The 24,379-nt window shown below is 71.1% G+C and carries 25 protein-coding genes; 14 read left to right on the forward strand and 11 right to left on the reverse strand.

Annotated elements, in window-relative coordinates; all coding sequences use genetic code 11:
• Nucleotides 1–16: 16 nt before the first annotated feature.
• The 4 genes from ACIBQX_RS37135 to ACIBQX_RS37150 form a co-directional block, all read right to left on the reverse strand.
• On the reverse strand, nucleotides 17–1,213 hold the full coding sequence (locus tag ACIBQX_RS37135) for a site-2 protease family protein (RefSeq protein WP_397013001.1): 1,197 nt from the start codon (nucleotides 1,211–1,213) through the stop codon (nucleotides 17–19).
• Between the two features lie 75 nt (nucleotides 1,214–1,288).
• Entirely contained in the window at nucleotides 1,289–2,116 is an 828-nt protein-coding gene (locus tag ACIBQX_RS37140) for an NAD(P)H-binding protein (RefSeq protein WP_397013002.1), read from the reverse strand.
• A 127-nt stretch (nucleotides 2,117–2,243) separates the two neighbouring features.
• Nucleotides 2,244–3,095 (reverse strand): phosphotransferase enzyme family protein, encoded by an 852-nt coding sequence (locus ACIBQX_RS37145; RefSeq protein WP_397013003.1) that lies wholly within the window; start codon nucleotides 3,093–3,095, stop codon nucleotides 2,244–2,246.
• Between the two features lie 100 nt (nucleotides 3,096–3,195).
• On the reverse strand, nucleotides 3,196–3,774 hold the full coding sequence (locus tag ACIBQX_RS37150; protein ID WP_397013005.1) for a CGNR zinc finger domain-containing protein: 579 nt from the start codon (nucleotides 3,772–3,774) through the stop codon (nucleotides 3,196–3,198).
• A 37-nt stretch (nucleotides 3,775–3,811) separates the two neighbouring features.
• Here ACIBQX_RS37150 and ACIBQX_RS37155 point away from each other — a divergent pair, with 37 nt between their 5' ends.
• A complete protein-coding gene (locus ACIBQX_RS37155; RefSeq protein WP_397013006.1) occupies nucleotides 3,812–4,690 on the forward strand; it encodes a hypothetical protein in 879 nt (292 codons plus the stop codon).
• Here the strand turns inward: ACIBQX_RS37155 and ACIBQX_RS37160 are convergent, their stop codons facing one another.
• Nucleotides 4,691–5,032, reverse strand: coding sequence for a VOC family protein (locus ACIBQX_RS37160; RefSeq protein WP_397013007.1), 342 nt, complete (start codon nucleotides 5,030–5,032; stop codon nucleotides 4,691–4,693).
• Between the two features lie 85 nt (nucleotides 5,033–5,117).
• Between ACIBQX_RS37160 and ACIBQX_RS37165 the strand changes: the two genes are divergently transcribed.
• Together ACIBQX_RS37165 and ACIBQX_RS37170 are read left to right on the forward strand one after the other, a co-directional pair.
• The gene (locus tag ACIBQX_RS37165; RefSeq protein ID WP_397013009.1) at nucleotides 5,118–5,447 is read left to right on the forward strand and encodes an ArsR/SmtB family transcription factor; all 330 of its coding nucleotides are present in this window, start codon (nucleotides 5,118–5,120) and stop codon (nucleotides 5,445–5,447) included.
• The gene (locus tag ACIBQX_RS37170; protein WP_397013010.1) at nucleotides 5,444–5,863 is read left to right on the forward strand and encodes an SRPBCC domain-containing protein; all 420 of its coding nucleotides are present in this window, start codon (nucleotides 5,444–5,446) and stop codon (nucleotides 5,861–5,863) included. The genes ACIBQX_RS37165 and ACIBQX_RS37170 overlap by 4 nt, the downstream gene beginning before the upstream one ends.
• Here the strand turns inward: ACIBQX_RS37170 and ACIBQX_RS37175 are convergent.
• The 4 genes from ACIBQX_RS37175 to ACIBQX_RS37190 are packed head-to-tail and all read right to left on the reverse strand — an operon-like array spanning nucleotide 5,860 to nucleotide 8,426.
• Nucleotides 5,860–6,072: a hypothetical protein gene (locus ACIBQX_RS37175; RefSeq protein ID WP_397013012.1), complete on the reverse strand. Its 213-nt coding sequence runs from the start codon at nucleotides 6,070–6,072 to the stop codon at nucleotides 5,860–5,862. The two genes, ACIBQX_RS37170 and ACIBQX_RS37175, sit on opposite strands and share 4 nt — an antisense overlap.
• Before the next feature lie 3 nt (nucleotides 6,073–6,075).
• A complete protein-coding gene (locus tag ACIBQX_RS37180; RefSeq protein ID WP_397013013.1) occupies nucleotides 6,076–6,804 on the reverse strand; it encodes an alpha/beta fold hydrolase in 729 nt (242 codons plus the stop codon).
• Nucleotides 6,801–7,412, reverse strand: a complete 612-nt coding sequence (locus ACIBQX_RS37185) for a LysE family translocator (protein ID WP_397013015.1) — start codon at nucleotides 7,410–7,412, stop codon at nucleotides 6,801–6,803. The genes ACIBQX_RS37180 and ACIBQX_RS37185 overlap by 4 nt, the downstream gene beginning before the upstream one ends.
• 18 nt (nucleotides 7,413–7,430) lie before the next feature.
• Nucleotides 7,431–8,426, reverse strand: coding sequence for a helix-turn-helix transcriptional regulator (locus ACIBQX_RS37190; RefSeq protein WP_397013017.1), 996 nt, complete (start codon nucleotides 8,424–8,426; stop codon nucleotides 7,431–7,433).
• 43 nt (nucleotides 8,427–8,469) lie between these two features.
• On the opposite strand from ACIBQX_RS37190, the gene ACIBQX_RS37195 reads away from it, so the two are divergent.
• Together ACIBQX_RS37195 and ACIBQX_RS37200 are read left to right on the forward strand one after the other, a co-directional pair.
• Nucleotides 8,470–9,231: a DeoR/GlpR family DNA-binding transcription regulator gene (locus tag ACIBQX_RS37195; protein WP_397013019.1), complete on the forward strand. Its 762-nt coding sequence runs from the start codon at nucleotides 8,470–8,472 to the stop codon at nucleotides 9,229–9,231.
• Nucleotides 9,228–10,370, forward strand: a complete 1,143-nt coding sequence (locus ACIBQX_RS37200) for an MFS transporter (protein ID WP_397013021.1) — start codon at nucleotides 9,228–9,230, stop codon at nucleotides 10,368–10,370. Before ACIBQX_RS37195 ends, ACIBQX_RS37200 begins: the two co-directional genes overlap by 4 nt.
• Here ACIBQX_RS37200 and ACIBQX_RS37205 read toward each other — a convergent pair.
• Nucleotides 10,367–11,128, reverse strand: coding sequence for a sulfite exporter TauE/SafE family protein (locus ACIBQX_RS37205; protein WP_397013023.1), 762 nt, complete (start codon nucleotides 11,126–11,128; stop codon nucleotides 10,367–10,369). The two genes, ACIBQX_RS37200 and ACIBQX_RS37205, sit on opposite strands and share 4 nt — an antisense overlap.
• 71 nt (nucleotides 11,129–11,199) lie before the next feature.
• A complete protein-coding gene (locus ACIBQX_RS37210) occupies nucleotides 11,200–11,958 on the reverse strand; it encodes a TetR/AcrR family transcriptional regulator (protein ID WP_397013025.1) in 759 nt (252 codons plus the stop codon).
• A gap of 45 nt (nucleotides 11,959–12,003) precedes the next feature.
• On the opposite strand from ACIBQX_RS37210, the gene ACIBQX_RS37215 reads away from it, so the two are divergent.
• The 9 genes from ACIBQX_RS37215 to ACIBQX_RS37255 all read left to right on the forward strand — a co-directional run bounded on the left by ACIBQX_RS37215 (nucleotide 12,004) and on the right by ACIBQX_RS37255 (nucleotide 24,331).
• A complete protein-coding gene (locus tag ACIBQX_RS37215) occupies nucleotides 12,004–12,990 on the forward strand; it encodes an ATP-binding cassette domain-containing protein (protein WP_397013027.1) in 987 nt (328 codons plus the stop codon).
• 74 nt (nucleotides 12,991–13,064) lie between these two features.
• The gene (locus ACIBQX_RS37220) at nucleotides 13,065–13,868 is read left to right on the forward strand and encodes an ABC transporter permease (protein ID WP_397013029.1); all 804 of its coding nucleotides are present in this window, start codon (nucleotides 13,065–13,067) and stop codon (nucleotides 13,866–13,868) included.
• Nucleotides 13,869–14,084: 216 nt separating this feature from the next.
• Nucleotides 14,085–14,315, forward strand: a complete 231-nt coding sequence (locus ACIBQX_RS37225) for a thiomuracin/GE37468 family thiazolyl RiPP peptide (protein WP_397013031.1) — start codon at nucleotides 14,085–14,087, stop codon at nucleotides 14,313–14,315.
• 63 nt (nucleotides 14,316–14,378) lie between these two features.
• A complete protein-coding gene (locus tag ACIBQX_RS37230; protein ID WP_397013033.1) occupies nucleotides 14,379–16,895 on the forward strand; it encodes a lantibiotic dehydratase in 2,517 nt (838 codons plus the stop codon).
• Between the two features lies 1 nt (nucleotide 16,896).
• A complete protein-coding gene (locus tag ACIBQX_RS37235; protein ID WP_397013035.1) occupies nucleotides 16,897–17,751 on the forward strand; it encodes a lantibiotic dehydratase C-terminal domain-containing protein in 855 nt (284 codons plus the stop codon).
• Nucleotides 17,748–19,076, forward strand: coding sequence for a SagB family peptide dehydrogenase (locus ACIBQX_RS37240; protein WP_397013037.1), 1,329 nt, complete (start codon nucleotides 17,748–17,750; stop codon nucleotides 19,074–19,076). Before ACIBQX_RS37235 ends, ACIBQX_RS37240 begins: the two co-directional genes overlap by 4 nt.
• Complete coding sequence (locus ACIBQX_RS37245; protein WP_397013039.1) at nucleotides 19,073–20,740, forward strand: hypothetical protein; 1,668 nt, start codon at nucleotides 19,073–19,075, stop codon at nucleotides 20,738–20,740. The genes ACIBQX_RS37240 and ACIBQX_RS37245 overlap by 4 nt, the downstream gene beginning before the upstream one ends.
• Nucleotides 20,733–22,655, forward strand: coding sequence for a TOMM precursor leader peptide-binding protein (locus ACIBQX_RS37250; protein WP_397013041.1), 1,923 nt, complete (start codon nucleotides 20,733–20,735; stop codon nucleotides 22,653–22,655). Before ACIBQX_RS37245 ends, ACIBQX_RS37250 begins: the two co-directional genes overlap by 8 nt.
• Nucleotides 22,656–22,678: 23 nt before the next feature.
• Complete coding sequence (locus ACIBQX_RS37255) at nucleotides 22,679–24,331, forward strand: ABC transporter ATP-binding protein (RefSeq protein WP_397013043.1); 1,653 nt, start codon at nucleotides 22,679–22,681, stop codon at nucleotides 24,329–24,331.
• Nucleotides 24,332–24,379: the final 48 nt, after the last annotated feature.

Consider the following 24,379-nt stretch of genomic DNA (forward strand, 5'->3'; position numbering starts at 1 on the left):
TCTCCCAGGAGCCGGGTCAGACCGCCCGGCCATGATCATCGTGGTACGGCCCGGCGAGGTCGGCGCCGCGTGTTCTCAGGGCCGGGTTCCCCCCGTGCAGCTCGGCGGTCTGGATCATCCGGCTGATGTCGGTGGGGGTGAGCAGCCCGACCAGGCGGCCGTCGGAGTCGAGCACCACGGCCCGCCCGTCCGCGCTGCCGCTCATCCGGGTCAGCAGCTCGGTCAGCGCCTCCTCTGGCCGGGCCCGCGGCACCTGATCGGGCGGGCAGGCGATGTCCCGCAACCTCAGGGAGGCCCGCCGGGCGGGGGCCACCTCACGGATGCGGTTGAGCGTCACCAGCCCGGCGAAGCCGCCGCCGGCGTCGACGAGGGGGTAGGTGGACAGGCGCTCGCGCATCACCACCCGGTCGATCAGCTCGTCCACGGTCTCGTCGGGATCGGCCACGATGGGCCGCGCCGTCATCGCGTCCGCGACCCGGACCCCGTACAGGGCGGTGCCGATCCTGCTCTGCTGCTCCTCGGCGCTGGCCGCGTTGACCAGGAAGAGGCCGATCAGGGCGAGCCACAGCCCCTCGAAGCCCAGACCGCTGACGACCTGCATGAAGCCCAGGGCGATGAGGACGTAGCCGAAGACGCGGCCGGCGCGTGCGCTGGCGATCGCCGCCCTCGCCCTGTCCCCCCATCGCGCCCACAGCGCCGCGCGCAGCACCCTGCCGCCGTCCAGCGGCGCGGCCGGGATCAGGTTGAACACCGCCAGCAGCACGTTGACGCCCGCCAGGTAGCCGAACATGCCGGCGACCAGGGGCGGGCCCACGGCCGCCGACAGCAGCGCCAGGCCGCCGAAGACCACCCCGGCCGCCAGGCTCGTCAGCGGGCCCACCACGGCGATCTTCAGGTCGGCGCCGGGCGAGCGGGGCTCTCCGCGCAGCTCGGCCACACCGCCGAGCAGCCACAGGGTGATCTGTGACACCTCGATGCCGTGCCGCCGGGCCGTCAGCGCGTGCGCGAGCTCGTGCGCCAGGAGCGAGGCCAGGAACAGCACCGCCGACGCCAGCCCGGCGAGCACGTAGGCCACCGGGGACAGGCCCGGGTACACGGCGGGGAAGCGCCCGAAGGCCAGCCCGAACACCAGGATCACCACGATGAACAGCACGCTGATGTTGAGCCCGACCGAGACGCCCCCGATGCGGCCCAGACTGATCGACGAGCGCATCTCTCCTCCACGGATATCCGAGTCAGCTCCCATTACCCCCATTCGGGGGCAACACGCGAGGTCGGAGGAGGTTCGTCACGGGCCGCCGAAAGCGGCGGCGTGCTCCCGGACCCACTGCGCGAACGTCCGCGCCGGCCTCCCGGTGACCTCTTCCACCGTCGGCAGCACGGTGTAACCGGCCACCGGCGGATCGGTGCGCATGGTCAGGAAGAACTCGACGTCCTCGTCCGAGTAGCCCGCCTGCCGCCACTCCTTGACGATCTCGTCACGACTCAACTCGACATAACGCACCTCACGCCCGAGAACCTCGGCGATGGTGCGTACCTTCTCCGGCGGGGTGAGCGCCTGCGGACCGGTCAGCCAGTACTCCCGCCCCGCGTGCCCGTCCCCGGTCAGCGCGACGGCGGCCACCGCGGCGATGTCCGCCTCGTGGATCATGGCGCTCCTGGCGTCCGGGAACGCCTCACGCACCACCCCCTCGGCCTTGACCGACCCGGCCCACTCCAGGGCGTTGGACATGAACTCCACCGGGGCGAGATGAGTCCACTCCAGACCGCTCGCCTCGATCGCCTCCTCCAGCGGGCCCTTGGTCACCTCGCCCCGCAGCACCGTCACCTTGCGCACGCCGGCCTTCATCGCCTGGTCCACGATGTCGGGGCCGTTGGCGAGCGGGCTGAAGTCCGCGCCGTTGAAGCCGATCAGGTGCACGGCGGTGGCGCCCTCGAAGGCGGCGGCCAGATCGGCGGTGGCCGTCAGATCGGCCGCCACCACCTGCGCGCCCGCCGGCAGGCTCGCCCTGGCGGGGTCACGGGTGAGGGCGCGGACCTGATGCCCGGCGACCAGCAACTGCTCGACGAGAGGGCGTCCGACGTTGCCGGTGGCGCCCGCCACGACAATGGTCATGGAGATCTCCTTCCGTTTCGGCACGACGTTAGGACGAATCGCGGTCAAGTCGTGTCCGCGATCGGTTACGAGCCTGGTTCCGGGGATGGAGACTTCGGCGCTGCCGCTCCGCTTGCTCGCCCCTCACTCAGCCAGGGGTATCCGGCCCTTCGCGATCGAGCGCCGCTCTGATCTGGTCGAGCCACTCTGTGCCCAGCCGGCGCCCGTTCGGGAGCTGGTCGTCCCGGTCCCAGCGCCATGCCGTGATCATCGCCAGCACGAGGATCCGGCACTCGCGCAGCAACTCCTGATCGACACCCGGATAGTGGGCGCCGACCTCTTCGGGCGCATGGGCGAGGTCGAATTCGACGGGCCCGCGGCAGCACGTCTCGAAATCTATGAACAGCGGCCCGTCCCGCGTGGTGAGCAGGTTGCCAGGGTGCGGCTCGCCGTGCAGCAGTTGTTCGGCGCCGCCGCGCTCGCCGATCGTTCGCCTCAGGCGTCGTAAGGTCCCGGCGAGCAGCTCACGGTCCGCGTCGGCGAGCGCCGGAGTGCGGTCGGGGCTCGCCACGAGTCGCCGGGCCTGCTCGACTCGATCCATGAAGTGCGGCGTCGGGACATCGAGCGTGCGCATGCCGGCGTGCAACCGCTCGAGCGCCCCGGCGTAGTCGGCCGGTGGGACCTCTTGAGGTGATCCGGGTTCGTAGTAGGTCCACAGGGTGACCTCGAAACCATCACGCTCATGGACACCTGGCGGCACCCGAGGCTCCAGGGCGGCCACGGGGCACCCGGACTCGGCGAGCCGCTGAGCGAGCTCGACCTCGAACCGCAGGACCTGATCGCCCGCATGGGCCACCCGGGCGAGCACGTCACAGGGCAGCAGACGCAGAGCGAGCTTGTTCGAGTCGTGGAGGACGATGGCGTCGTCGACCGTCAGATCGAGTGATGAGGCCGTCGACATGGCCGCGGCCATCGCACGCGAGACATCTGACGCCCGCATCGTCGCCCGGCCACCTCTCCCTTGAACGCTTCCGGGACTCTCCCAGCGTGCCGCCTGGGCACCCTACCAAGTCGCCGACGATGACCGCCGACACGGGCGATCAGGCTCTGCGGCGGGCCCGGTAGGCGCTGGCCTTGGCGCGGTTCTGGCAGGACAGGCCGCAGAACCTGCGGGAGGCGTTGCGGGTGACGTCGAAGAAGACCAGGTCGCATCCGTCCGCCTCACACGAGCGGAGCCGTACCCCCTGACCGACGCCGATCACCATGGCCAGGGCGGTGGCCGCGCTCGCGGCCCAGGCGTCGACCAGGCCGGCGTCCTCGCGGTGGAAGGTGAGCACCGGAGGATCCCCCTGGACGTGGGGGACGGCGTCGTGCCGGGTCAGGGCCGCGTTCAACGCGTCCAGCTCCGGGGCCGGGCCGAAGACCGGGCGCAGCTCCGCCGCCACCTCCGCCAGCCCGTCGGCGTCGGCCGCCGTCAGCGGCCCGCGCGGGCTCAGCTCGCCTGCGTTGTCGCCGATGGCGGACAGGCGGGCGGACCGGTCGGCGGGCGGCTGGACCAGGCGGCCGTGCGCCCGGTCGACGGTCAACGTGTTGATCAGCGTGACCGCCACCTCCACCCAGCGGCCGACATAACTGTCTATTTGGGATTGACCAGTGATGCGCCACGCCTCTATCGTCACTGTCATATCTTATCTAGACAGTGAGGGATTTTTCGCGATGTCTGATGTTTCGCGGCTCGCCCGCAGCATGTGGCACCAAATGGAGCCGATCCACGCCGTGTTGTATTTCTCGCCGGAGGGCTTCGAGGAGGCCGCGGCGCTCGGCTACGACGTGGAGACGCGCTGGCCCAGCTACTTCGCCTACCGCACCGCACCGCTGGGGGCCGTGGGCCTGAGAGCGACCGCCGCGGCCTGCTACAGCTTCAGCCCGAGCATGATCCAGGAGCACGTGACCGGCCTCTGGGACACCGCCTCGCCCGCCCAGGTCCTGCGGGCCAGGCTGACAGCGGTCGAGCGTACGTACCGCGCGCTGCTGGGCGATCGGATGGCGGGGCCGGAGGTGGCGGAGGCGGCCGAGCTGGCCAGGCGGGCCGCCGAGAGCACGGCCGTGGCCGCGCGGCCGTTCGCCGCCGCCAACCTCGACCTGCCCTGGCCCGAGGAGCCGCTGCTCGCCCTCTGGCACGCGGCCACGGTGCTGCGCGAGCACCGTGGCGACGGCCACCTGGCCGCGCTGCTGACGGCGGACCTGGATCCGTGTGAGTCGCTGGTCTCCTTCGCCGCGATCGGCGCGGCCCCCGTGGCGAACTTCGCCGGGCGCGGCTGGAGCGAGCAGGAGTGGGCCGAGGCGCACGAGCGCCTCACCGCGCGCGGCCTGGTCGACCCCTCGGGGCAGGCGACCGAGCGGGGGCGGGCGCTGCGCGACCAGGTGGAGCGGATGACCGACGAACTGGCCGCAGCACCGTGGCGGGCCCTGGGCGAGGAGCGCGCCCAGCGCCTGGCCGTACTCGCCGGGCCGGTCCTGGGCGCCGTCTTCGGCGCGGGCCTGCTGCCGATGACCAGCACCCTCGGCATCGCGACCGTCAAGGCCCCGGACTGATCACGCGAACCCGGGGGCCGGCTGCCAGAGCCCGATGACGGTGCCCTGGTCGTCGGTGCAGGTGCAACCGCGGCCGGATTTGCTGTCCAGCATCTCCCCTGTGGTGCCGCCGAGCCGGCGCGCCCGCTCGGCGGACGCGTCGATGTCGGCCACGTGGTAGTAGAGGTTGGGCTGCGACGACGGGCCGCCCGCGGTGAAGCCCATGGGCACCGCCGTGTTGGTGACGTGCAGGTACGTCTCGTGCTCCCGGCTGAACTCCCAGCCGAACAACGCGCCGTAGAAGGCCGCCGCCCGGTCGAGGTCGCCGACGGACAGGGTGTAGTAACCGAGCTCGACGGCCATATGGTTCCTCCGCAATGATTAGCGCTATCGTGAACTATTAACACCATAGCGAAAGCAGTCAACGATTAACAGCAACGTTAACCATGTGGACGCGACCCTGGCCGCGCTGGCCGATCCCACCCGGCGCAAGGTGATCGACCTGCTGCGCGACGGCCCGCGCCCGGCCGGCGAGCTGGCCCAGGCCGTCCAGATGAGCGCGCCCGCGCTGAGCAGGCACCTGCGCGTGCTGCGGGCGGGCGGCCTGGTGCGGGCGGAGGCCGGCGGTGACGACGCCCGCCTGCGCCTGTACTCCCTGCGGCAGGAGCCGTTCACCGCCTTGCAGGCGTGGCTGGACCAGGTGCAGGCGTTCTGGTCCGAGCAGCTCGGCTCGTTCAAGGACCACGTCGAAGCCGCCCGGGAGGGCGATGCGCGATGAGCTCGGTCCAGGCCGTCGTCACCGTGCCGGTCGACCCCGGCACCGCCTTCCGCGTCTTCACCGACGAGATCGACCGCTGGTACGTACGCGGCCCGTACAGCTGGACCGACCCGGAGCGCGCGGTCGGGATCCGGTTCGAGGACGGGTTCCTCCGCGAGATGTGGTCGGACGGCGGCCATGTCGACACCGGCCGGATCGTCGCCTGGGAGCCGCCGCACCGCCTCGTCTGGGCGGACCTGCTCAACCCGACCGGCCGGATGGAGATCGAGGTCGCCTTCACCGCCGTCGAGGGCGGCACGCGGGTGCTGCTGGAGCACCGGGGGCTGGACACGCTGCCCCCCGCCGTGGCGGCGCGGATCAGGCGCGGCTACTCCTGGAACATCGTGCTCGGCTGGTTCGCCGGGCAGTGGAGCTAGCGTTTGCCGTACTTCTTGTGCACGGCCTGCTTGCTCACCCCGATCGCGTTCGCGATCTGCGCCCAGGCCAGGCCGGCCACCCGGGCCCGCCGCACGTGGACGGCCTCGATCCGCTCGAGCTCGTGGCGCAGCGCGGTGGTGGCCTCCAGCGCGCGCAGCGGATCGTCGTCCTGGGCCTGCCGCATCAGCGTCGCCAGATCGCTCGTCATGCTCTAAAGGTAGTCCAGCAGCAGCCCGGTGACCTCCGCAGGCCGTTCCAGCGCGGGCAGGTGGCCGGCCCAGTCCAGCTCGACCAGCTCGGCGTGCGGCAGCTCGGCGGCGATGTGGCGGGCGCTGCGCCGGAAGAACTCCAGGTCGTACGGGCCGGTGACGACCAGCGCGGGCGCCTGGACAGAGCCGAGGTCGTAGCCGGGCCGGAACTGCGACGGCTCGGGGTCGGCGGCGAGCTGCATGGTGAAGGCGTGGTGCTGCATGGCGATCACCCGCCGCCTGGTCTCGTCGTCGGCCTCCGGGCCGAGCCAGGTGCGGGCGTTCAGCTCGGCGGCGCCCTGCGCGTCGCCCGCCTCCAGCAGCCGGTCCTCCTCCTCGGCGAACGCCGTGAGGTCCGGGGTCCTGGGCAGGTCGGAGCCGGGATTCATGAGCACCAGCCGGGTGGCGAGGTGGGCCAGCTCCAGGGCGACGGAGCACCCGTACGACGCGCCGACCAGCGCGGCCCGCGACACGCCGAGCTCGGCGAGGACCTCCGCCACGTCACCCGAGTCGCTGTACGGCTCCGCAGCCGCGTAGGGCGTGTGGCCGAATCCGCGGTAGTCCACTCTGATCACCCGGAAGCGCTCGGCGAGCGGCTGCCACTGCGCGTCCCACATGCCGGCGTCGGCCGCGCTCGAAGCCAGCAGCACCACCGGCTCGCCGGAGCCCGCCTGTTCGTACCAGATCGTCACTTGGCCTCCAGGACCAGTCGTATGCCGAAACCGATGAGCACGACGCCCGAGACGCGCTCCAGGCGGCGCCTGACCTCCGGGCGGCCGAAGAAAGCCTTGGCCGTGGCCACCGCCCAGATGAGCGCGGCGTACCAGAGCAGGTCGACCAGCACCCACACGACGGCGAGCACGGCCAGAGTGAGGGGGATGTTCTGCCCCTGCGGCACGAACTGCGGCAGGAACGACATCGCGAACACCGCCGCCTTGGGGTTGGCCAGGCAGGTGCCCAGCCCGACGAGGTAGGACCTGCCCCGGCCGGGCACGGCCAGGGGCTCGGCCGCCGGCCGGTCCTTACGCGCCTGCCAGAGTGCCTGCGCGCCCATCACGACCAGCACGATCGCGCCGACGACGCGCATCAGGTCGTAGGCCGCCTGCGAGGCCAGCAGGAGCGCGGACAGCCCGAAGGCGGCGGCCAGCCCCCACAGCAGGATGCCGCTCTCGTTGCCGAGCGTGGCCGCCAGGCCGGAGCCGCGCCCGGCGCGCAGCGTCTGTCTGAGGATGATCGCGGTGCTGACGCCCGGGACCATGGCCACCAGCAGGCACGCACCGATGAAGGCGACGAGGTACATGCCGGGCATCGTTTCAGATCAGGCCGGGATTCCCCCATACATTTTTCCGAGCTCCGCGACCGACTCGGCCATGAGGGCGCGCAGTTCGGGCGGGCCGAGCACCTCCACGCTCGCGCCCATGCGCAGCAGCAGCCAGCGGGCGTAGGTGAGGGACTCGACGGGCACGGTCAGGGTCCGCCAGCCTTCCGCGTCGGGCGCTGTGTCGGAGGCTGTGCCGTCGGCCAGCGCCGCGGCCACCACGTCGGCGCCCATCGTGTAGGAGAGCAGCTCCTCCATGCCGGGGGCCAGCTTGATCTGCGCCGTCGCGGTGTACATCCGCTCGCGGAACTCCGCCGCGTACGCCTTCCAGAACTGTCCCAGCTCGAAGTCCGGCGGCGGGTCGAAGTGGCCGGGCAGCGTCCGCACGGTGAGGACGCGCGCCACCCGGTAGGTGCGCGGGCTCGCGCCGGGCGGGGCGGCGACCATGTACCAGGAGCCGCCCTTGAGCACCAGCCCGTACGGGTGGACCACCCGCTCGACCTCCTGCTTGCCCCAGCGCCGGTAGGTCATCAGCAGCGGCCGCTGCTCCCACACCGCCTCCGACACCTCGCTCAGATGCGGCACGTCGTCGGCGCTGCGATACCAGCCCGGCACGTCCAGCAGGAACCGCTCACGCATCCGTGCGGCGTGTGAGCGCGGCTCGGGCGGCAGCGCGGCCAGCAGCTTCAGCTCGGCGTTGGCCGCCACCTCCGCGAGCCCCAGCTCGGCGGCCGGCCCCGGCAGCCCGGCCAGGAACAGCGACGACGCCTCCGCTACCGTCAGGCCGTTCAGCCTGGTGCGGTAGCCGTCGAGCAGCTGGTAGCCGCCCGCGGGCCCCCGGTCGGCGTAGACCGGCACGCCGGCCGACGACAGCGCCTCCACGTCGCGGTAGACCGTCCGGACCGACACCTCCAGCTCTTCGGCCAGCTCGGGCGCGGTCATGCGGCCGCGCGTCTGCAGGAGCAGCAGGAGGGAGAGCAGACGGCTGGCACGCATGCTGTCATTGTATTGCGCACATCGCCTGTGTTTATATGAACATATGGATCGTTTACATCTCATCATGAACAGGCTGCGCACCAACGACACCGTCTCCGTCGCCGAGCTGGCCGAGGAGCACGGCGTGTCCGACATGACGATCAGGCGTGACCTGGACGAGCTCGCCCAGCAGGGCGTCGTCCGCCGGATCAGGGGCGGCGCGCTGTCGCTGCTGCTGCGCGGCGAGGAGCCGCCGTTCGGCATCCGCGAGCGGGAGGCGGTCGAGGCCAAGCAGCGGATCGGCGCCGAGACGGCCGCGTTGATCGCCGACGGGGAGGCGGTGGTACTCGACGGCGGCACGACCGCGCTGGAGGTGGCGCGCAGCCTGGTGGACCGCCGCCTGACCGTGCTGCCGCTGGCGTTGCAGGCGGTGTCGCTGCTCGCCTCCGCGCCGCGCGTGCGGCTCGTCCTCCCAGGAGGAGAGGTACGGCCCGGCGAGCTGAACTTCATGGGCCCGCTCGCCGAGAGCTCGATCAGGGCGCTGCGCTTCGACACGGCGGTCATCGGCTGCTGCGGGCTGTCGTCCGAGCACGGGCTGACCGCGCACGACCTGCCCGAGGTGGCGGTCAAGCAGGCGGCCATCGCCGCCGCCCGCCGGGTGATCGCGGTCTGTGACTCGGGCAAGTTCACCCGGACGGCGTTCGGCGCCGTGTGCCCCATCTCGCGGCTGGACGTGGTGGTGACCGACGACGCCGTCCCGCGTGACCAGCACGACGCGCTGCTCGCCGCGGGCGTCACCGTGCGGCTGGTCAAGGAGCTCGCGTGACGCCGCTGCGGCGGGCCCGCGTCGCCGTCTATCTGCTGTTCCTGCTCGCCGGGGCGGCCGTCGGCACCTGGACGGCCCGGATCCCGGCCATCAAGGAGGGGCTCGGGATCGGCGACGGGCAGCTCAGCCTGGCGCTGCTGGCCATCGCGGCCGGGGCCGTCGCCGGCATGCAGGGGGTGGGCCGCCTGGTGGACCGCTACGGCAGCTCCCATGTCATGCTCCCCGCCGCCCTGCTGCAGGGCGTGATGCTGGTGCCCGCCGCCTACGCGCCGAACCTGCTCACGCTGGCGGTGGCGTTGTTCGGCTTCGGCATCGTGCACGGGGTGCTGGACGTGTCCATGAACGCCAACGCCGTGGAGGTGGAGCTGGCGTGGGGAAAGCCGATCATGTCGTCGTTCCACGCCGTGTTCAGCATCGGCGGGTTCGCGGGCGCCACGCTCGGCGGCGTGTCCGCGCATGTCGGGCTGTCCCCCGCCGCGACGTTCTGGACGGGCGGCCTGGTGATCGCCGCGCTCGCCGCGTGGGCGGCCCGCTGGGCACTGCGCTCGGCCCCGGCGCGCACGGCCACGGCGGGAGAAGGGGCCGGGCATCCCCGGGGGATCGTGTTCCTCGGCGTGCTGGCGTTCTGCTGCCTGGTGGGCGAGGGCGCGGCGGCCGACTGGAGCTCGGTCTATCTGCGCGAGGACCTGGGCTCCTCCGCCGGGTTCGCCGCCGCCGGGTACGCCGCGTTCGCCGCCATGATGACGGCCGGGCGGCTGGCCGGGGACCGGCTGGCCGCGCGGTTCGGCCCGGTGCCGCTGGTGCGGGCCTGCGGGCTGCTGGCCGCCTCCGGGCTCGGCGTGTCACTGCTGGCCGGGCATCCGGTGGCGGCGGTGATCGGGTTCGGCTGCTTCGGCGCGGGCCTGTCGTGCATCGTGCCCCAGGTGTTCTCCGCCGCCGGCCATCGCGAGCCGGCGTACGCGGGCAGGGCGCTGGCCAGGGTGGCGAGCATCGGCTATCTGGGCTTCCTGTCGGGGCCGGTGCTCATCGGCGCCGCCGCCGAGCTCACCGGCCTCCCGCGCGCCCTGGCCCTGCCGGCGCTGCTGGCCGCTTTCGTGGCCCTGGCCGCCACCGCGCTGCGCGCACCGGTGCGGGCCTAGCCGAACTGCTGCCAGGCCATCCTGGTCACCATCGCCGCCACCACGCACAGCAGGATGATCCGGACGAATCCCGTACCGCGTCTGATGGCCATCCTCGCGCCGAGCTGCGCGCCCGCGATGTTGAACGCGGCCATACCCAGTCCCAGGCCCCACAGGACGTGCCCCTGCGCCCCGAACACGAAGAGCGCGCCCAGGTTCGTCCCGGTGTTGATGATCTTCGACGTGGCGGACGCGGACACGAAGTCGAGCCCGAGGATCGTGGTGAACGCGATGATCAGGAACGTCCCCGTACCCGGCCCCATGATCCCGTCGTAGAACGCGATGCCGACGCCCGCGACGGCCACCGCGACGGCGACCCGCGCGTTGGTGCGCAGGTGCGGATGCGCCACCGCGCCGAGCGCCGGCCGCAGCGTCACGAAGGCGGCCACGCCGAGCAGGATCACCATCACCGCCGGCCGCAGCACCTCGGCCGAGATCGCCGCCGCGGCCGAGGCGCCGAGCCCGGCGCTCAGCATCGCCAGCCCGGCTCCCGGCAGTGCCACCTGCCGGTCGAACTTGGCGGTCAGCGCATAGGTGACGGCCGCCGAGGCGGTCCCGAAGACGGAGGAGAACTTGTTGGTCGCCATGGCCTGCACGGGCGGGATGCCGGCCACCATCAGCGCGGGCAGTTGCAGCAGCCCGCCGCCGCCCACGACGGCGTCCACCCATCCCGCTCCCGCCGCCGCCACCAGCAACACGAGCACCTGTTCCAGCGGCACGCGACTCTCCGATTTCCCCCGATAAACCCCCAAGAGACCCTATAGCCCCTCCTTTTTTCGCCGGATACCGCCTAGGGACGTCGTGCGTTGAGCGCCTCGATCCCGTCGAGCAGCAGGTTGAGGCCGAACACGAAGTCGGCGTCCTCCACCCAGCCCTCGGCTCCCCGGAAGACCCCTGAGTGCACCGCGGCCGACAGGGCGGGATAGCTCAGCGGATCGAGCACCTCGGCCAGCACCTCGCCGTATTCGGCCGCCCCGCCGATCCCGCCCTCGTCCGGCCCGCCCGCCTCCGCGTTCATGCCGTGCGCGCTCATGCCATGCGCGAGCGTGGCGTCGGACAGCGCGTAGCCGGTCAGTGCCGTGGCCGCCCTCACCTTCTCCCCCTCGTCGAGCGCGGTGCCGGCGAGCGCGTCCAGTGCCCGGTCCAGCCACAGCATGCGCCTGGGCCCCACCGGCGGGGTCATCCGGTCGAGGGACAGCAGCCACGGGCGTTCGAGCAGGAAGTCGCGGTTGGCCCGCGTCCACAAGGCGAGATAGTCACGCCAGGGCAGCTCGCCGCGCTCGGGCGGCGCGGGGACGGCGCTGTCGGCCATCACGGTCAGCAACTCGTCCTTGCTGCCGACGTACCGGTACAGCGCCATGGTCGCCACGCCCACCCTGGCCGCCACACTGCCCATGGAGACCCCGGCCAGCCCCTCGGTGTCGGCGAGCTCGATGGCGGCGGAGACGATCCGGGCCAGGTCCAGCCGTGGACGCGGCCCCCGGCGCGTCAGCGGCTCCCGCCCCCACATGCGCGCCACGACGGGTGGCAACGCGCGCTCCTGTGCCATCTGACTCCCTTCACAGAACTGCGTACGTCATATAGCTTAGTATCTATGTACGACATACACAGTACGACGCACGCAGTAGGCGGGGCGGCGATTCAGGCCCGCGGCCTGCACAAATCCTTCGGTGCCACCCACGTCCTCAACGGCGTCGACCTGACCGTCCCGGCGGGCACCCTGCAGGCCCTTCTCGGGCCGAACGGGTCCGGCAAGACGACGACCGTCCGGATCCTGACGACCCTGCTCGCCCCCGACCGCGGCACCGCCACCGTCGGGGGCCACGACGTCACCCGTGACAGCGCCGCCGTGCGCCGCGACATCGGCCTGACAGCCCAGCAGGCCACCGTCGACGGCCTGCTCACCGGCAGGGAGAACCTGGAGTTGTTCGCCGGCCTCTACCACCTGGGCAGACGCGAGGCCCGCCGCCGGGCGGCCGAACTCCTCGACCGCTTCGACCTCGCCGCCGCCGCCGACCGCCGGGCCGCCACCTACTCAGGCGGCATGCGCCGCCGCCTCGACCTCGCGGCCAGCATGGTCGCCGCCCCCAGGATCCTCTTCCTGGACGAGCCCACCACCGGCCTCGACCCGCGCAGCCGGGCCGAGCTGTGGTCGGTGATCCGCGAACTGCTCGCCGCCGGCACCACCATCCTGCTGACCACCCAGTATCTGGAGGAGGCGGACCAGCTCGCGGACCGCATCGCGGTGATCGACGCCGGCCGCGTCGTCGCCGACGACACCCCCGCCGCGCTCAAACGCCAGGTGGGCTCCGAACGCCTGGCTCTCCGCCTGGCCCACGCCGACGACCTCCCCCGCGCCGCCGCCACCCTGACCTCGGGCGACGCCGGCCCGCACCTCGACCCGGACGCCCGCGAGCTCACCCTCGCGGTCCAGAACCCCGACCACCTGCGCCACACCCTCGACCTCCTCCACCGGGCGGGCATCACGGTCGACCAGGTGGAGCTGCGCACCCCCACCCTGGACGACGTCTTCTTCGAGCTCACGGCGGCCACCACTCCCCTGACCTCCGCTACCCCATGACCCTGACCGCGTGACCCGCTCGCACGAACCCGCGTCGCACCACCCTCTTCCCGCCAACCCGAATCGGAGCCGGCATGACCACCACCACGGCGCCCAACCGCGCCCCCTCCCTGGCGGCGAGCCTCGCCGACCTGCGCCGCCTCGTCACCCGCACACTGCGCCACGAGGCCCGCACGCTGGACGCCCTCATGGTGAACATCGCCCTGCCGGTCCTCATCATGATCATCTTCGTGTACGTCTTCGGCGGCGCGATCACCACCGGATCCAGCGGCCTGGCGTACATCGACTTCGTCGTCCCCACCGTCCTGCTCATGGCCGGCGGTTACGGCGCCGCGCTGTCCGCCGTCAACATCGCCGAAGAGATGACCGGAGGCATGATCGACCGCTTCCGCACCCTCCCCATCAGCGCCTGGACCCTCCCCGCCGGCCACGTCATCGCCTCACTGGTCCGCAACGTGGCCGCGACCGCGTGCGCCCTGACCGCGGCCGTCCTCCTGGGCTTCCGCCCCAACGCCTCCGCCACCGACTGGGCCCTCGTACTGGCCCTCATCACCGGCTACATCCTGGCGGTGTCCGCCATCGCGATGCTGTGGGGCCTGCTCGTCACCTCACCGCAGGCGGCGGGTGCCTTCAGCTTCGTCGTCATCTTCTTCCCGTACCTGTCCGACGGCGTCGTACCGGCGGAGACCATGCCGCCACTCCTGCGCGGCTTCGCCGAGCACCAGCCCACCACCCCCATGGTGGAAACCCTCCGAGCCCTGCTGCTCGACCTGCCCCTGGGTGACGCCGGCTGGCTATCGGCAGCCTGGCTGACTGCGGGCGTGGTCCTCAGCATGCCCATCGCCGCCTTCCTCTTCCGCCGCCGCACCACGACATGACACCCACCCGCTGGGCGATGGCCTCGGCGTCGGCATCGCTGAAGTCAGGCTTTGGAGAGCGTAGGCACACAGAACCAGCTGGTTCGTCTGCCGGACCCCTGGACCCCGGGGTGTGGACTACCCCCATAGCGCCGCCATACCTCTGACATACCGCCGGTCCCTAGCATCGGCAGCGCACGAGCTCACATTCCGGCTAGGTGAACAAGAGGGGTATCGATGCCACCCGTTCCGACGCTCGACTTCGATGTGCACGATCTTCCGATGGACGTGTTCGACCTCACCGTCAGTGGGTTGGAGGTGCAGACCCTCACGCTCGGCCGCGGCTATGACGTCGTGGCGTCCTGCGCGGCGACCAAGTGTGCCGGACCCAGCGGCTGCGGGTGCTGCTCGGGGTGTACGGATGACCCGTACTCCGAGCCCGATGCCGACGTAGACGCCGAGGAGTAGCGGACAGCGCCGCGGGCTGTCTTGGGAGCAGGACAGCCCGCGGTTCATCAGGTGAGGTGAGGGATGATCGCTGTTCCATTGATCCGGCTGGCCGGCCTGCCGGCCGCTGTCCTGCGGGAACTGCGTTTCCACGAGGTGGGACAGGCCGTGCAGGACCGGCTCTCGGTGCGGCGGTGGGTGCAAACCGAGGGTGCGACGCTGAGTGACGAGCTGTACCAGGTGATCGCACGTGTGGCGGCGCACCCGGCCAGGCCGCAGCTGGTCGGCCTGCGGCGGGCCGTCTACCAGGGGCGCAGGCCCACTGCGCGCGAGTGGAGCCCGGCGACGCGGGAGCTGCTCAGCTGCGACCTCGCGGACAGGGTGCGCCGCTGGCTGACCGCTTGTGACGAGTGGCGTGGCGGCGGGCAGGATCTGGACGAACTGATCAGATCGGAGACGGCGGTCTTGGAGAGCCGGCTGCGGGACCTCGCGTCCGCCCCGGTCTTCCGACGGGCGCTCCTGCAGGCGAGCCCCGATCTCTCCGCGGACCTGGACAAGTGGCTGGCCGACCCGGGCCGCGCCACCCGGCGGCTGGCGCCCGCCCTGGCCAAGTACCTGGTCCGGGCCACGGCGAAGACCAGCCCTTTCAGCACGTTCATGGTGACGGGACGCGGTACGTGGACGGACGACGATGCGGCGGTCCGTCAGTGCGCAGACGGCCTGGGCGGCGTGATGGGCGTGCTCGACCTCGGTCATGTCGCGCGGTCAGAGCTGCACGCGGCACTGGTCACGGGCGGACGGCTGCGGCACGGCATGATCACCCGCGTCAATCCCAGTGTGGTCGCCGCCGGTGACCGGCTGCGTTTCCTGGGTCCTCCTCCGGCGGAGGCGATGCTCACGATCGATGGCACCCCGGCGATCCGCGCCTGCCTGAAGCTGATCCCCGACGACGCCGCGATCACCTTCGGTGAGCTCGCCGGCGAGCTGGAGGTGGCGGGAGACGCCCAGCCCGCGCAGGTGGAGGCCTTCCTTGATCATCTCGTCGAGATCGGCTTGCTGCAGATCGTGCCGCAGCCGGGCGGGCAGATCACCACGCCGGGCGAGGCGGGGCACTGGTTACGGTCACTCGGTGCGGAGTTCGCGCAGGAGGGCTCACTTCTCCTGGCCGTCGACGAGGCCGTGCGCGCGGCCGTACCGGTCGAGGATGTCGCATTGCATCGGCGGCGACTGGATTCGGTGCGCCAGGCGGTGGGCAGCCTGTCCGGCCACCTGGGGCAGCCGATCACGAGCCTGACCTTCGACACGGCCGTGGCCCGGGAGCCCTTGGCCGAGTGCGGCCGTCGCGCGTGGCAGCCGGTGCTGGCCGACCTGCAGGTCATCCGCCGGTGGCTGGCGCTGTTCAGCTTCGGCCAGGACTTGAAGATCGCGCTGAACTCCTGGTGGGGGCAGCGGCCCCCGACTCCTTTTCTGGCCTTCTACCACGAGGTCATGAAGGAGATCGCCAGCGGTTCTCCGGCGGGCAGGGAGATCGGCCGGTTATGGCATTCGTCCGGAAACGGGCGAGCAAGCGTGTTCGACCGCATCCACGAACTGCACACCCTGCGCGACACCGCGGCCGACCTGCTGTGGCGGGACGCCGGACCTGACGGGGTCGTCAGCGTCGATCCCGGCGAGCTGACCGACGCGGTGGCCGGATTCCCCCACTGGCTGGACGACCTGCACTCGGTGGGGGTGTACGGGCAGCCGCTGGCGGACGAGTCAGGCCCCGCATTCGTGATCAACAACATCTTCACCGGATACGGCAAGGGCCACAGCCGCCTGGACCACCTGACCGGTGTCCGCACCGAGGCGTGGGCACAGCCTCCCGGCGACTATCCGGTGTTCGCCGCTCTCGGCGGGTCACTGGGAACCTCACTGAACGTCCGGGAGCCCTGCGCTCCGTACGAGATCACCTATCCGTGGCACGGTGACGTGCGGCCGGGGGCCGGCCGGCTCGATCTGCGCGACCTGTGGGTGGAGCGGGACCACACGCGCGAACTGCTGCGACTGCGGTCAGGAAGGCTCGACCGGCAGGTCTGGCCGCTGCATCTCGGCAGCAGCGCCCCATGGACGCTTCCGCGCGCCGCGCACCTGCTCGTCAGGGCGTTCGGCGAAGAACCTCCCCAGCCCGTCATGGGCATCGCGCCGCGGGGACACTGGACGGCCACGCCCGAGGTGACGGTGACCCCGCGGGCGCGGGTGGGGCGCGTCGTGGTGCGCCGGGCGAGCCGTCACATGACGCCGGCGAACATCCCCGCGCGGCGCGCGAACGAGCCGATGGCCGGATATCTCGTACGGCTGACCGCCTGGCGGCAGGAAGCGGGCATTCCGGAGACGTGCTTCGTCAAAAGCTTCGCCAGAAAGCGTCCCCATGAGCACAAGCCGCTCTACCTGGATTTCGCCAACCCTTTCCTCATGCATGCCTTCAACGAATTGTTGCGACAGCCGAACGAAGCGGTCCTCTTCGAGGAGGCACTGCCCGATCCGATGTCAGCACACGAGAACTACGGCGGGGACCACGTCATGGAGATGGTGATCGATGTCGCGGCGTGGAGCGATTGACGTGGGCCACGACGAGTGGGTGAGCGCGCATCTCTTCTATCACGGCGACCAGGATTCCGTGATCGTCCATGTGATTCCCCCGATCGTGGCGGAACTGGCGGACGGGGGCGACCGTCCGGACTTCTTCTTTCTCCGCTACTGGGACGCCGGACCACACGTACGCCTGCGCGTGAGAGCGAAGCCGGGCGACCACGACCGGGTACGGCGCGTCATCGAGGCCCAGTGCCGTACCTTCTTCCGTGCCCGCCCCTCCGCCGGCACCATGCGCCAGCAGGAGTATGAGAAGACGGCCGCTCTGCTGGCCCACGGGGAAGGGATGGCGGGCTTCACCCGCGAACTGGCGCCGAACAATTCCGTGTCGTTCATTCCCTACCGCAGGGAGAATCGGCGCTACGGGCGAGCCGCGATGGCGGCTGTGGAAAAGCACTTCGTGGATTCCAGCAGGATCGTCCTGTCCATGCTCTCGGCAGGGGTCACGCCCAGGCAGCGGATTACCGCCGTCGTGGCGATGTACCTCATCGTCTGGTTCCGGCTCGGGAGAAGCGCGCTGCGGGAGGGGGATCACGCCGACCTCTTCGCGCGGCAACGCGACATCCTGCTGCCCCTGGGCCGGCGCATGCGGGCGCTGGTCGAGCAGACGGATCGGATGCCGCCGGACGACGGTTTGGCGGGCTGGTCGCAGACCATGGCGGGGTTGCAGAAGGAGTTGGACCTCCGGCGGCAGCCCGCGGTGATGACGACGTGCGCACACCTTGCGGCCAACCGCCTGGGGGTCGACCTGCTGTCCGAGCGGTACGCCTCCTCCCTGGCCACGCGGACCGTCCTGGACATGTGTGAGGGAGAGCAGCCGGCATGACATCGCAGATCGAGGAAAGCGTCCGGATCCGCCCGGGCGTGTCGGGGGGCGTTACTCCGGACAGCTCTTACTACCTGCTCAGCTGGCCGCACAGCACGGCGCTGGGTCGCTTGAACACGGCGCAGCAGGCTCTGCTGCACCGGCTGGCCCAGGAACCGGTCCCGGTGGAAGAGCTGGTGGAGCAGGACCTGAGCCTGCTGCGGAGCGAGGGGTGGCTGCACGCCACCGTGACCTGGTTCGGGAAGGACATCTACACCGTGGAGCCGGAAGGACCGGAGGACCTGCCCAAGGGTGAGATGCCCGAGGACCTGGTGCTGTCGCGGTTCGCGGTCGCCCGCAGCGACGGGAGCGAGGTGGTCCTGGAGTCTCCGCGCTCATGGTGCCGCGTGCGGCTGCACGACTCTCGTGCCCTGGCCTGGCTCGGGCCGTCGCGGCTGGCCGACGACGACGTCCCGGCTCTGCGCCGGCTCCGCCGCGACCTGTGGGCCGGTGGCATGGCGGTCGCCCGGGCCGACGACGAGGACGACCGGTTGTCGACCTGGCAGCCGCACGAGCTGTGGTTCCATCACCGCAGCCGCACGCGTCTGCCCGGCATCCCGTACGGCAAGGGCGACTGGGCCGCCGGGAGGTCAGCCCCGCAGGCGGCCCTCCGCGAGCCGTTCGACGGCGAGATCGTCGAACTCGCCCGCCCCGATCTGAGTCGCGTGCGCGCCGGCGACCTCGGCCTGACCACTGTGCTGGAACAGCGGCGCTCGATTCGCCGGCATGACGGGTCGAACCCGCTGACCGCGGCGGAACTCGGGGAGTTCCTCTACCGCTGCTCGCGTAACCGGGACGTCTACCGCGTCGACGGCGTCGACCATGTGAGCCGGCCCTATCCCAGCGGCGGGGCCTTGCACGAGCTGGAGATCTACCCGGTGGTCCGGCAGGTCTCCGGGCTGGAGCAAGGGCTCTATCACTACGATCCGCAGCACCACCGGCTGGAACGGATCTGCGGCGCCATCCCCGAGGTGCGGCGGCTCCTGCGCACCGCTGCCGCATCGGCGACGGTGCGCCAGGAGCCGCAGGTGCTCCTGGTGATCGCGGCACGGTTCGGACGCGTCATGTGGAGCTACCAGTCGATGGCGTACTCGCTGATCATGAAGAACGTCGGCGTCCTCTTCCAGACGATGTACCTCGTGGCGACCGCTATGGAGCTGGCGCCCTGCGCGCTCGGCGGCGGGAACGCCACCGCGTTCGCGGCGGCCACCGGCCTGGACGCGATGGAAGAAGGCTCGGTGGGCGAATTCACACTCGGCTCCGTCCCGCGGGGAGCGAAGCGATGAGGCTGCGGTTGCGTGACGACGTCTACCTGGCCCCGACCGGCGACGGCGTCCGCATTCTCACGCATCGCGGGCTGGCACGGATCGATGGGACAGCAATCGCTAGATGGGTCGATCGGCTCACGCCGTTTCTCGACGGCACGTACACGATCGAGGAATTGACCGCCGGGTTGCCGCCCGACCGGGAGAAGGCGGTGACGCAGGTCATCGAGCTCCTGCGGACCTGCGACGCCCTCGAAGAGGAGCGGGATGCCCGCTACGTCGAACGCGCCGTGGTGGTGGCGGGCGTCGAGCCGATGCTGGGACAGCTGCACCGGGCGGCGTCGGCGTCCGGCTTGCGGGACATCACGGTGCTGGACCTCTCCTTCACTGCGGTGACCGATCTGCCCGAGGGCATCGACCTGGTGTTCTATGCGGGCGACGGGCCGACTGCCTTACCGCTGCAGCGCGCCTGCGAAGAGCGCGCGATCCCCCTCGCCCTGATGGTCCTCACGGGCGATGCCACCTGGCTGCTCCCGCCCGGGGCGCCGGGGTGGGACGATGCGAGCCGGCGGATGGGCGCCGCCGCGGCGGAGCAGGGCGGAACCGCGCCGCCGGGAGCGGCCGCGAGTCTGGTCCAGGCCGCTTACCGTGAGCTGACCGGCGCCATGCCGCCCGCCGAACGCGGCCGCGTGGTCCGGATCGAGCAGGGTACGTGGCGGCGTACGCGGCACTCGTACCTGCCCCACCCCCTCGCCCGCCCGGCGTCCGCGCGTTCCCGCGAGGAGTTCCTTCAGCGGGTACGGGAACTCCTGACAGGCGAACACCTCGACCACGGCTCGTTCCTGCGCAGGATCGCCCCCTGCGTCGACGAGCACCTGGGGGTCGTCAGGCTCACCGATGCCGACGCGCCGCAGGTGCTGGTGAACCTGTGCCGAGCCGCACTGCCGGACGGGGAGGCCGAGATCGGCTCCGGATTCGGCCATGACGCCGCGCACCGCGACGCCGCGCGCCGGGCGCTGGCCGCCTACGGAGCGCGCACAGTGGATCCCCGGAGGCTGATCGGATCCGACGTCTGGGCGCACGAGATCGACCGCCCGGAGAGAGCTCGGTTGATCCCGGCCGCCGACGTGTTCGGGAGTGGACGCGCCGGGCTCGCGGCCGGGGACAGCTGGGAGCACGCCCTCGGCAAGGGACTGGCCGGCCGGTTCCTGCATATGATCACGGCCGGCCTCGCCTCGCGCGCCGAGCCTTTTCCGCGGATCGACGTCACGGCCGTCGACCTGCACGAGGAGGGGCGCAGATGCCGCGATGTCCTCGCCCGCCTCAACGAACTGCCCGAAGTGTACGACCTCACTGGTTCGCTGGGGATCCCGGCCTTCGCGTACTGCGCCGGCGAGGTCACGATCGGCTACTTCGCCGACCTGGACCCGGCCGAGGCACTGGGAGAGGGGCTGAGGTCCGCGCTCGTGCGCGTGCAATCCACCCTGTACGGCCAGGCGGAACCGCTGCCGGCTCGGTTGCGCGGCCCATGGCGACGAACCCCGACCCCGGCAGGAGACCTGGCAGAGGTGGCGTCGCGGCTACGCGCCGGCGGGCGGGTGGCGCTGGCCGTACCTCTTGATCATGATCAGGAAGTAGCCGCGATCATGCCCTATCTGACCCGGGTGGTGGTGGGTGATGCGTGAGGTGGCGCTGATCGGGCGCGGGCTGATGCGCGACGCGATCGCCGATCAACTGGCGGCCGGCCGGCAGGTCAGCTGTCATGACACGGCGGCGCAGGTGTCCGGCGGCCCGTGCCTGCTGATCGCGGCCGACGACAGCTGGAACACCGCTCGCACCGCGGAGATGCGGGCGGCCGCCACCGCGCTCGCGGTGCCCTGGCTGCGCGTCCGCGCGGAGGTCGGCCAGGTGGTGATCGGCCCCATGGAGACCCCAGGTGACGCGGGCTGCGTGTCCTGCGCCGAGCGGCGACGGCGCCGCGTCCGTGCCGACCAGGAGGGGCACCGAGTCATCTGGCGAAGGCACGGCCAGGCGCTGCGCGAACGCCCGTCGTCCTGGCTCACCCGGCTCGCCGCCACGCAGGTGGCCGAACTCGTCGCGGCCGAGGTCGCCCTGCTGTCAGAAGGGGCCACGCCCCGAACGCGCCAGGCCCTTCTCCTGGTGAATCTGGAACGCCTGGATGTCAGCGTGCACCCGTTCCTGCCGGATGCGTTCTGCGGCACCTGCGGTGACGCGCCGCATGACACCGCCCAGCTGGCAGACCTGGTCCTGGAACCACGGCAGATGCATCGCGAAGGGAGCTTCCGGACGCGAGAGGTCACCGAAGACCTGGAGGCGCTGTATGTCGACCCAGAATGTGGACTGATCGGCTCGATCTCGGAATGGGTGGCAGGCGTACTGGCCGTCGCATCGGCCAGCGTGGGCGGGCGCGTCGGCAAGGTGGCGGGCTACGGGCGCGCGGAGACGCGCGCCGCCGGCAGGCGCATAGCCGTGCTGGAAGGACTTGAGAGGTACGGCGGGGCCCCGGGCGCACGCAGGCAAGCGGTGCGCGCGAGCTTCGCCGAGGTGGCCGGGCACGCACTCGATCCGCGAACCCTGGGCCTCTACCCCCCGGAACGGTACCGCCTGCCCGGCTTCCGGTATCGGCCGTTCGACGTGAGCGAGACCTACACCTGGGTGTGGGGCTACTCCTTCGCCCGGAAGGAGCCGATCCTGGTGCCGGAGTCCTGCGCCTACTACCAGAACGGGCACGAGCTGGTCTACGAGATCTCCAATGGATGCGCGCTCGGCGGCTCCCTCGAAGAGGCCGTCCTGCATGGCGTCCTGGAGGTCGCGGAGCGCGATGCCTTCCTGCTGACCTGGTACTGCAGGATGCCCGCACCGCGCATCGAACTGGCCGGGGTCGCCGATCGCCGGCTGCTGTTGCAGCACGCGTCCGTGGAGGCGGAGACCGGATACGACGTGTCCTTCCACGACATCAGCGTCGAGCAGCAGATCCCTTGTGTGTGGGCCATCGCCGTGAACCCGGTCGATGACGGCCGGGCGGCGACGATCTCCGCGGCCGGGTCCAGCCCCGACCCCGAACGCGCCATGGCCAACGCGCTTTCGGAAGTCGCGTCGAGCATCGTTCCCGTAGGTGAGAAGTACGCCGAGCACAGTGATCGGGCGCGGCAGATGGTGGCCGATCCCGGGCTCGTCCGGGACATGGAGGACCACGCCCTGCTGTACGCGCATCCGGCCGCCGCGCAGCGGCTCGGCTTCCTGACCGAATCGCCGGGCCGCCGCACGCCGGCCGACATCGGAGCCGCGCGGGCCTTCACCGGTACGGACCTGACGAGTGTGCTCACCGAGACGGTCAAGCGCTATCTCGACACCGGGCTCGATGTGATCGTGATCGACCAGACCGGCTCCGAGCACAGGGCCGGCGGCTTCGCCTGCGTGAAGGTGCTGATTCCCGGCACACTGTCGATGACCTTCGGGCACGACCACCGCCGTCTCGACGATCTGCCCCGGCTGCTGACGGTGCCGCGGCTGCTCGGTCATCGTGACCGGGACCTGGCGCCAGAAGAGCTCACCTCCGACCCGCACCCCTTCCCATGACGGCCACCGCCGTACTCCGGCGCATGCTCACCTGGTTCCGCCCGCATCGGTGGCGGATGGTGGCCTCGCTGATCATCGTGGTGATCACCGTGCCGCTGGGAGTGGCCAACCCGCTGCTGACCCGCATGGTCATCGATCAAGGGCTGCTCCAGGGCGACGTCGTGCTGCTGACGCTGCTATGCGCGCTCATGGTCGTCCTGGGGGTCGCAAGCAGCGCTCTGGACGTCGGCAACGTGGCGCTCACCAACATCATCGGCCAGCGGGTGACGACCACCCTGCGCGCCACCGTGTACGGCCGAGCCCAGTCGCAGGAGCTGGCCTTCTACACCGAGGAGAGCACCTCGGAAGTGCAGGCCCGGCTGGTCAGCGACATCGAGGGGATAGACCGGTTCGTCACCAGCACCGTGCAGCAGGCACTGGGCTCCTTCACCGCGCTGGCCGCCTCGGGCATCGCGATGCTGGTGCTGAGCTGGCAGCTGGCTCTGCTCTCGTTCGCCATGGCGTACATGCTGGCGCTGCTCAACCACCGCTTCGCCAAGCGGCGCCAGGACCTGGCCAGGCAACGGCAGCGCCACATCACTTCACTGCTGCGTTTCGCCGCCGAGGACCTCAGCCTGGGCGGGGTCATCCTGGGCCGGACGCTGCATCGTTCGGGCCGACAGCTCGAACGGTTCGTCGAGGTGTGCCGGCAGCTGAGTGAGATCACGGTGCGGCAGCGAGTCGTGGGCGCCACCGCCTACGTGATCATCGGGGCGTCGTTCGCCTGTGTGCCGCCCCTGGTGTTCTGGGTGTCCGGTACGGCGGTCTCCGGACTGAGCATCGGAACCGTGATCGTCATGGTGATCCTGCAGATGCAGTTGGCCCAGCCCATCCAATCTCTTCTGCACCTGTCCAGCAGCCTGCATGTCTCGCTGGCCAAGTTCGAGCGCGTCATCCAGTACCTCGACCTGCCGGAGCCGCTGTCGATCCACGAGGGCCCGGCCCCCGTGCCGGGCACCGGGATCAGTGTGACTCTGCGCGAGGTGGGCCACCGGTACGGCGACGACGGGCGGACCGTGCTCAGTGGAATCGACCTGGACCTGCCCGCAGGATCCGTCACCGTCGTGCGGGGACGCACCGGGTCGGGCAAGAGCACTCTGGGGTTGATCGTTGCCGGTCTCCTGCGCCCGGCCACCGGAACCGTCCAGGTCGACGGCGCCGGCGGCGCGGAGTTGCGCGATGTGGCGACGATCGTGCCGCAGCACACCACCCTGTTCGACGCATCGATACGGGAGAACCTGATGTTCGCCCGCGACGCTGTGACCGAGGAGGACATCGTCCGGGTGATCGCCGCCGTCCGTCTGGACGACCTGGTGTCCAAACTGCCGCACGGCCTCGACACCCCCATCGGCGTGGAGGGGCACCAACTGTCCGGCGGCGAGCGTCAACGGCTGGCGGTGGCCAGGGCACTGCTCGCCAGTTGGCAGGTGCTCATCGTCGACGAGATCACCAGCGCCCTCGACGGCGTCACCTCGGACGAGGTGTACGACGCCCTCCGGGCGCACTGCCGGGGGAGAACCCTGGTGATCATCGCGCACCGGCTTCCACGCATCCAGCCAACAGACCAGGTGGTGCTGGTGGACCATGGACGCATCATCGATCATGCGGTGGAACGGCCGTCGGTGCCAAGACCTTGACTGCGCCCGGGCCGGATCGCCGGACGGGCGCAACCCTGGACGAGGGTC

Origin of the sequence: Nonomuraea sp. NPDC049714 (assembly GCF_044465295.1) — a bacterium.
Lineage (GTDB): Bacteria > Actinomycetota > Actinomycetes > Streptosporangiales > Streptosporangiaceae > Nonomuraea.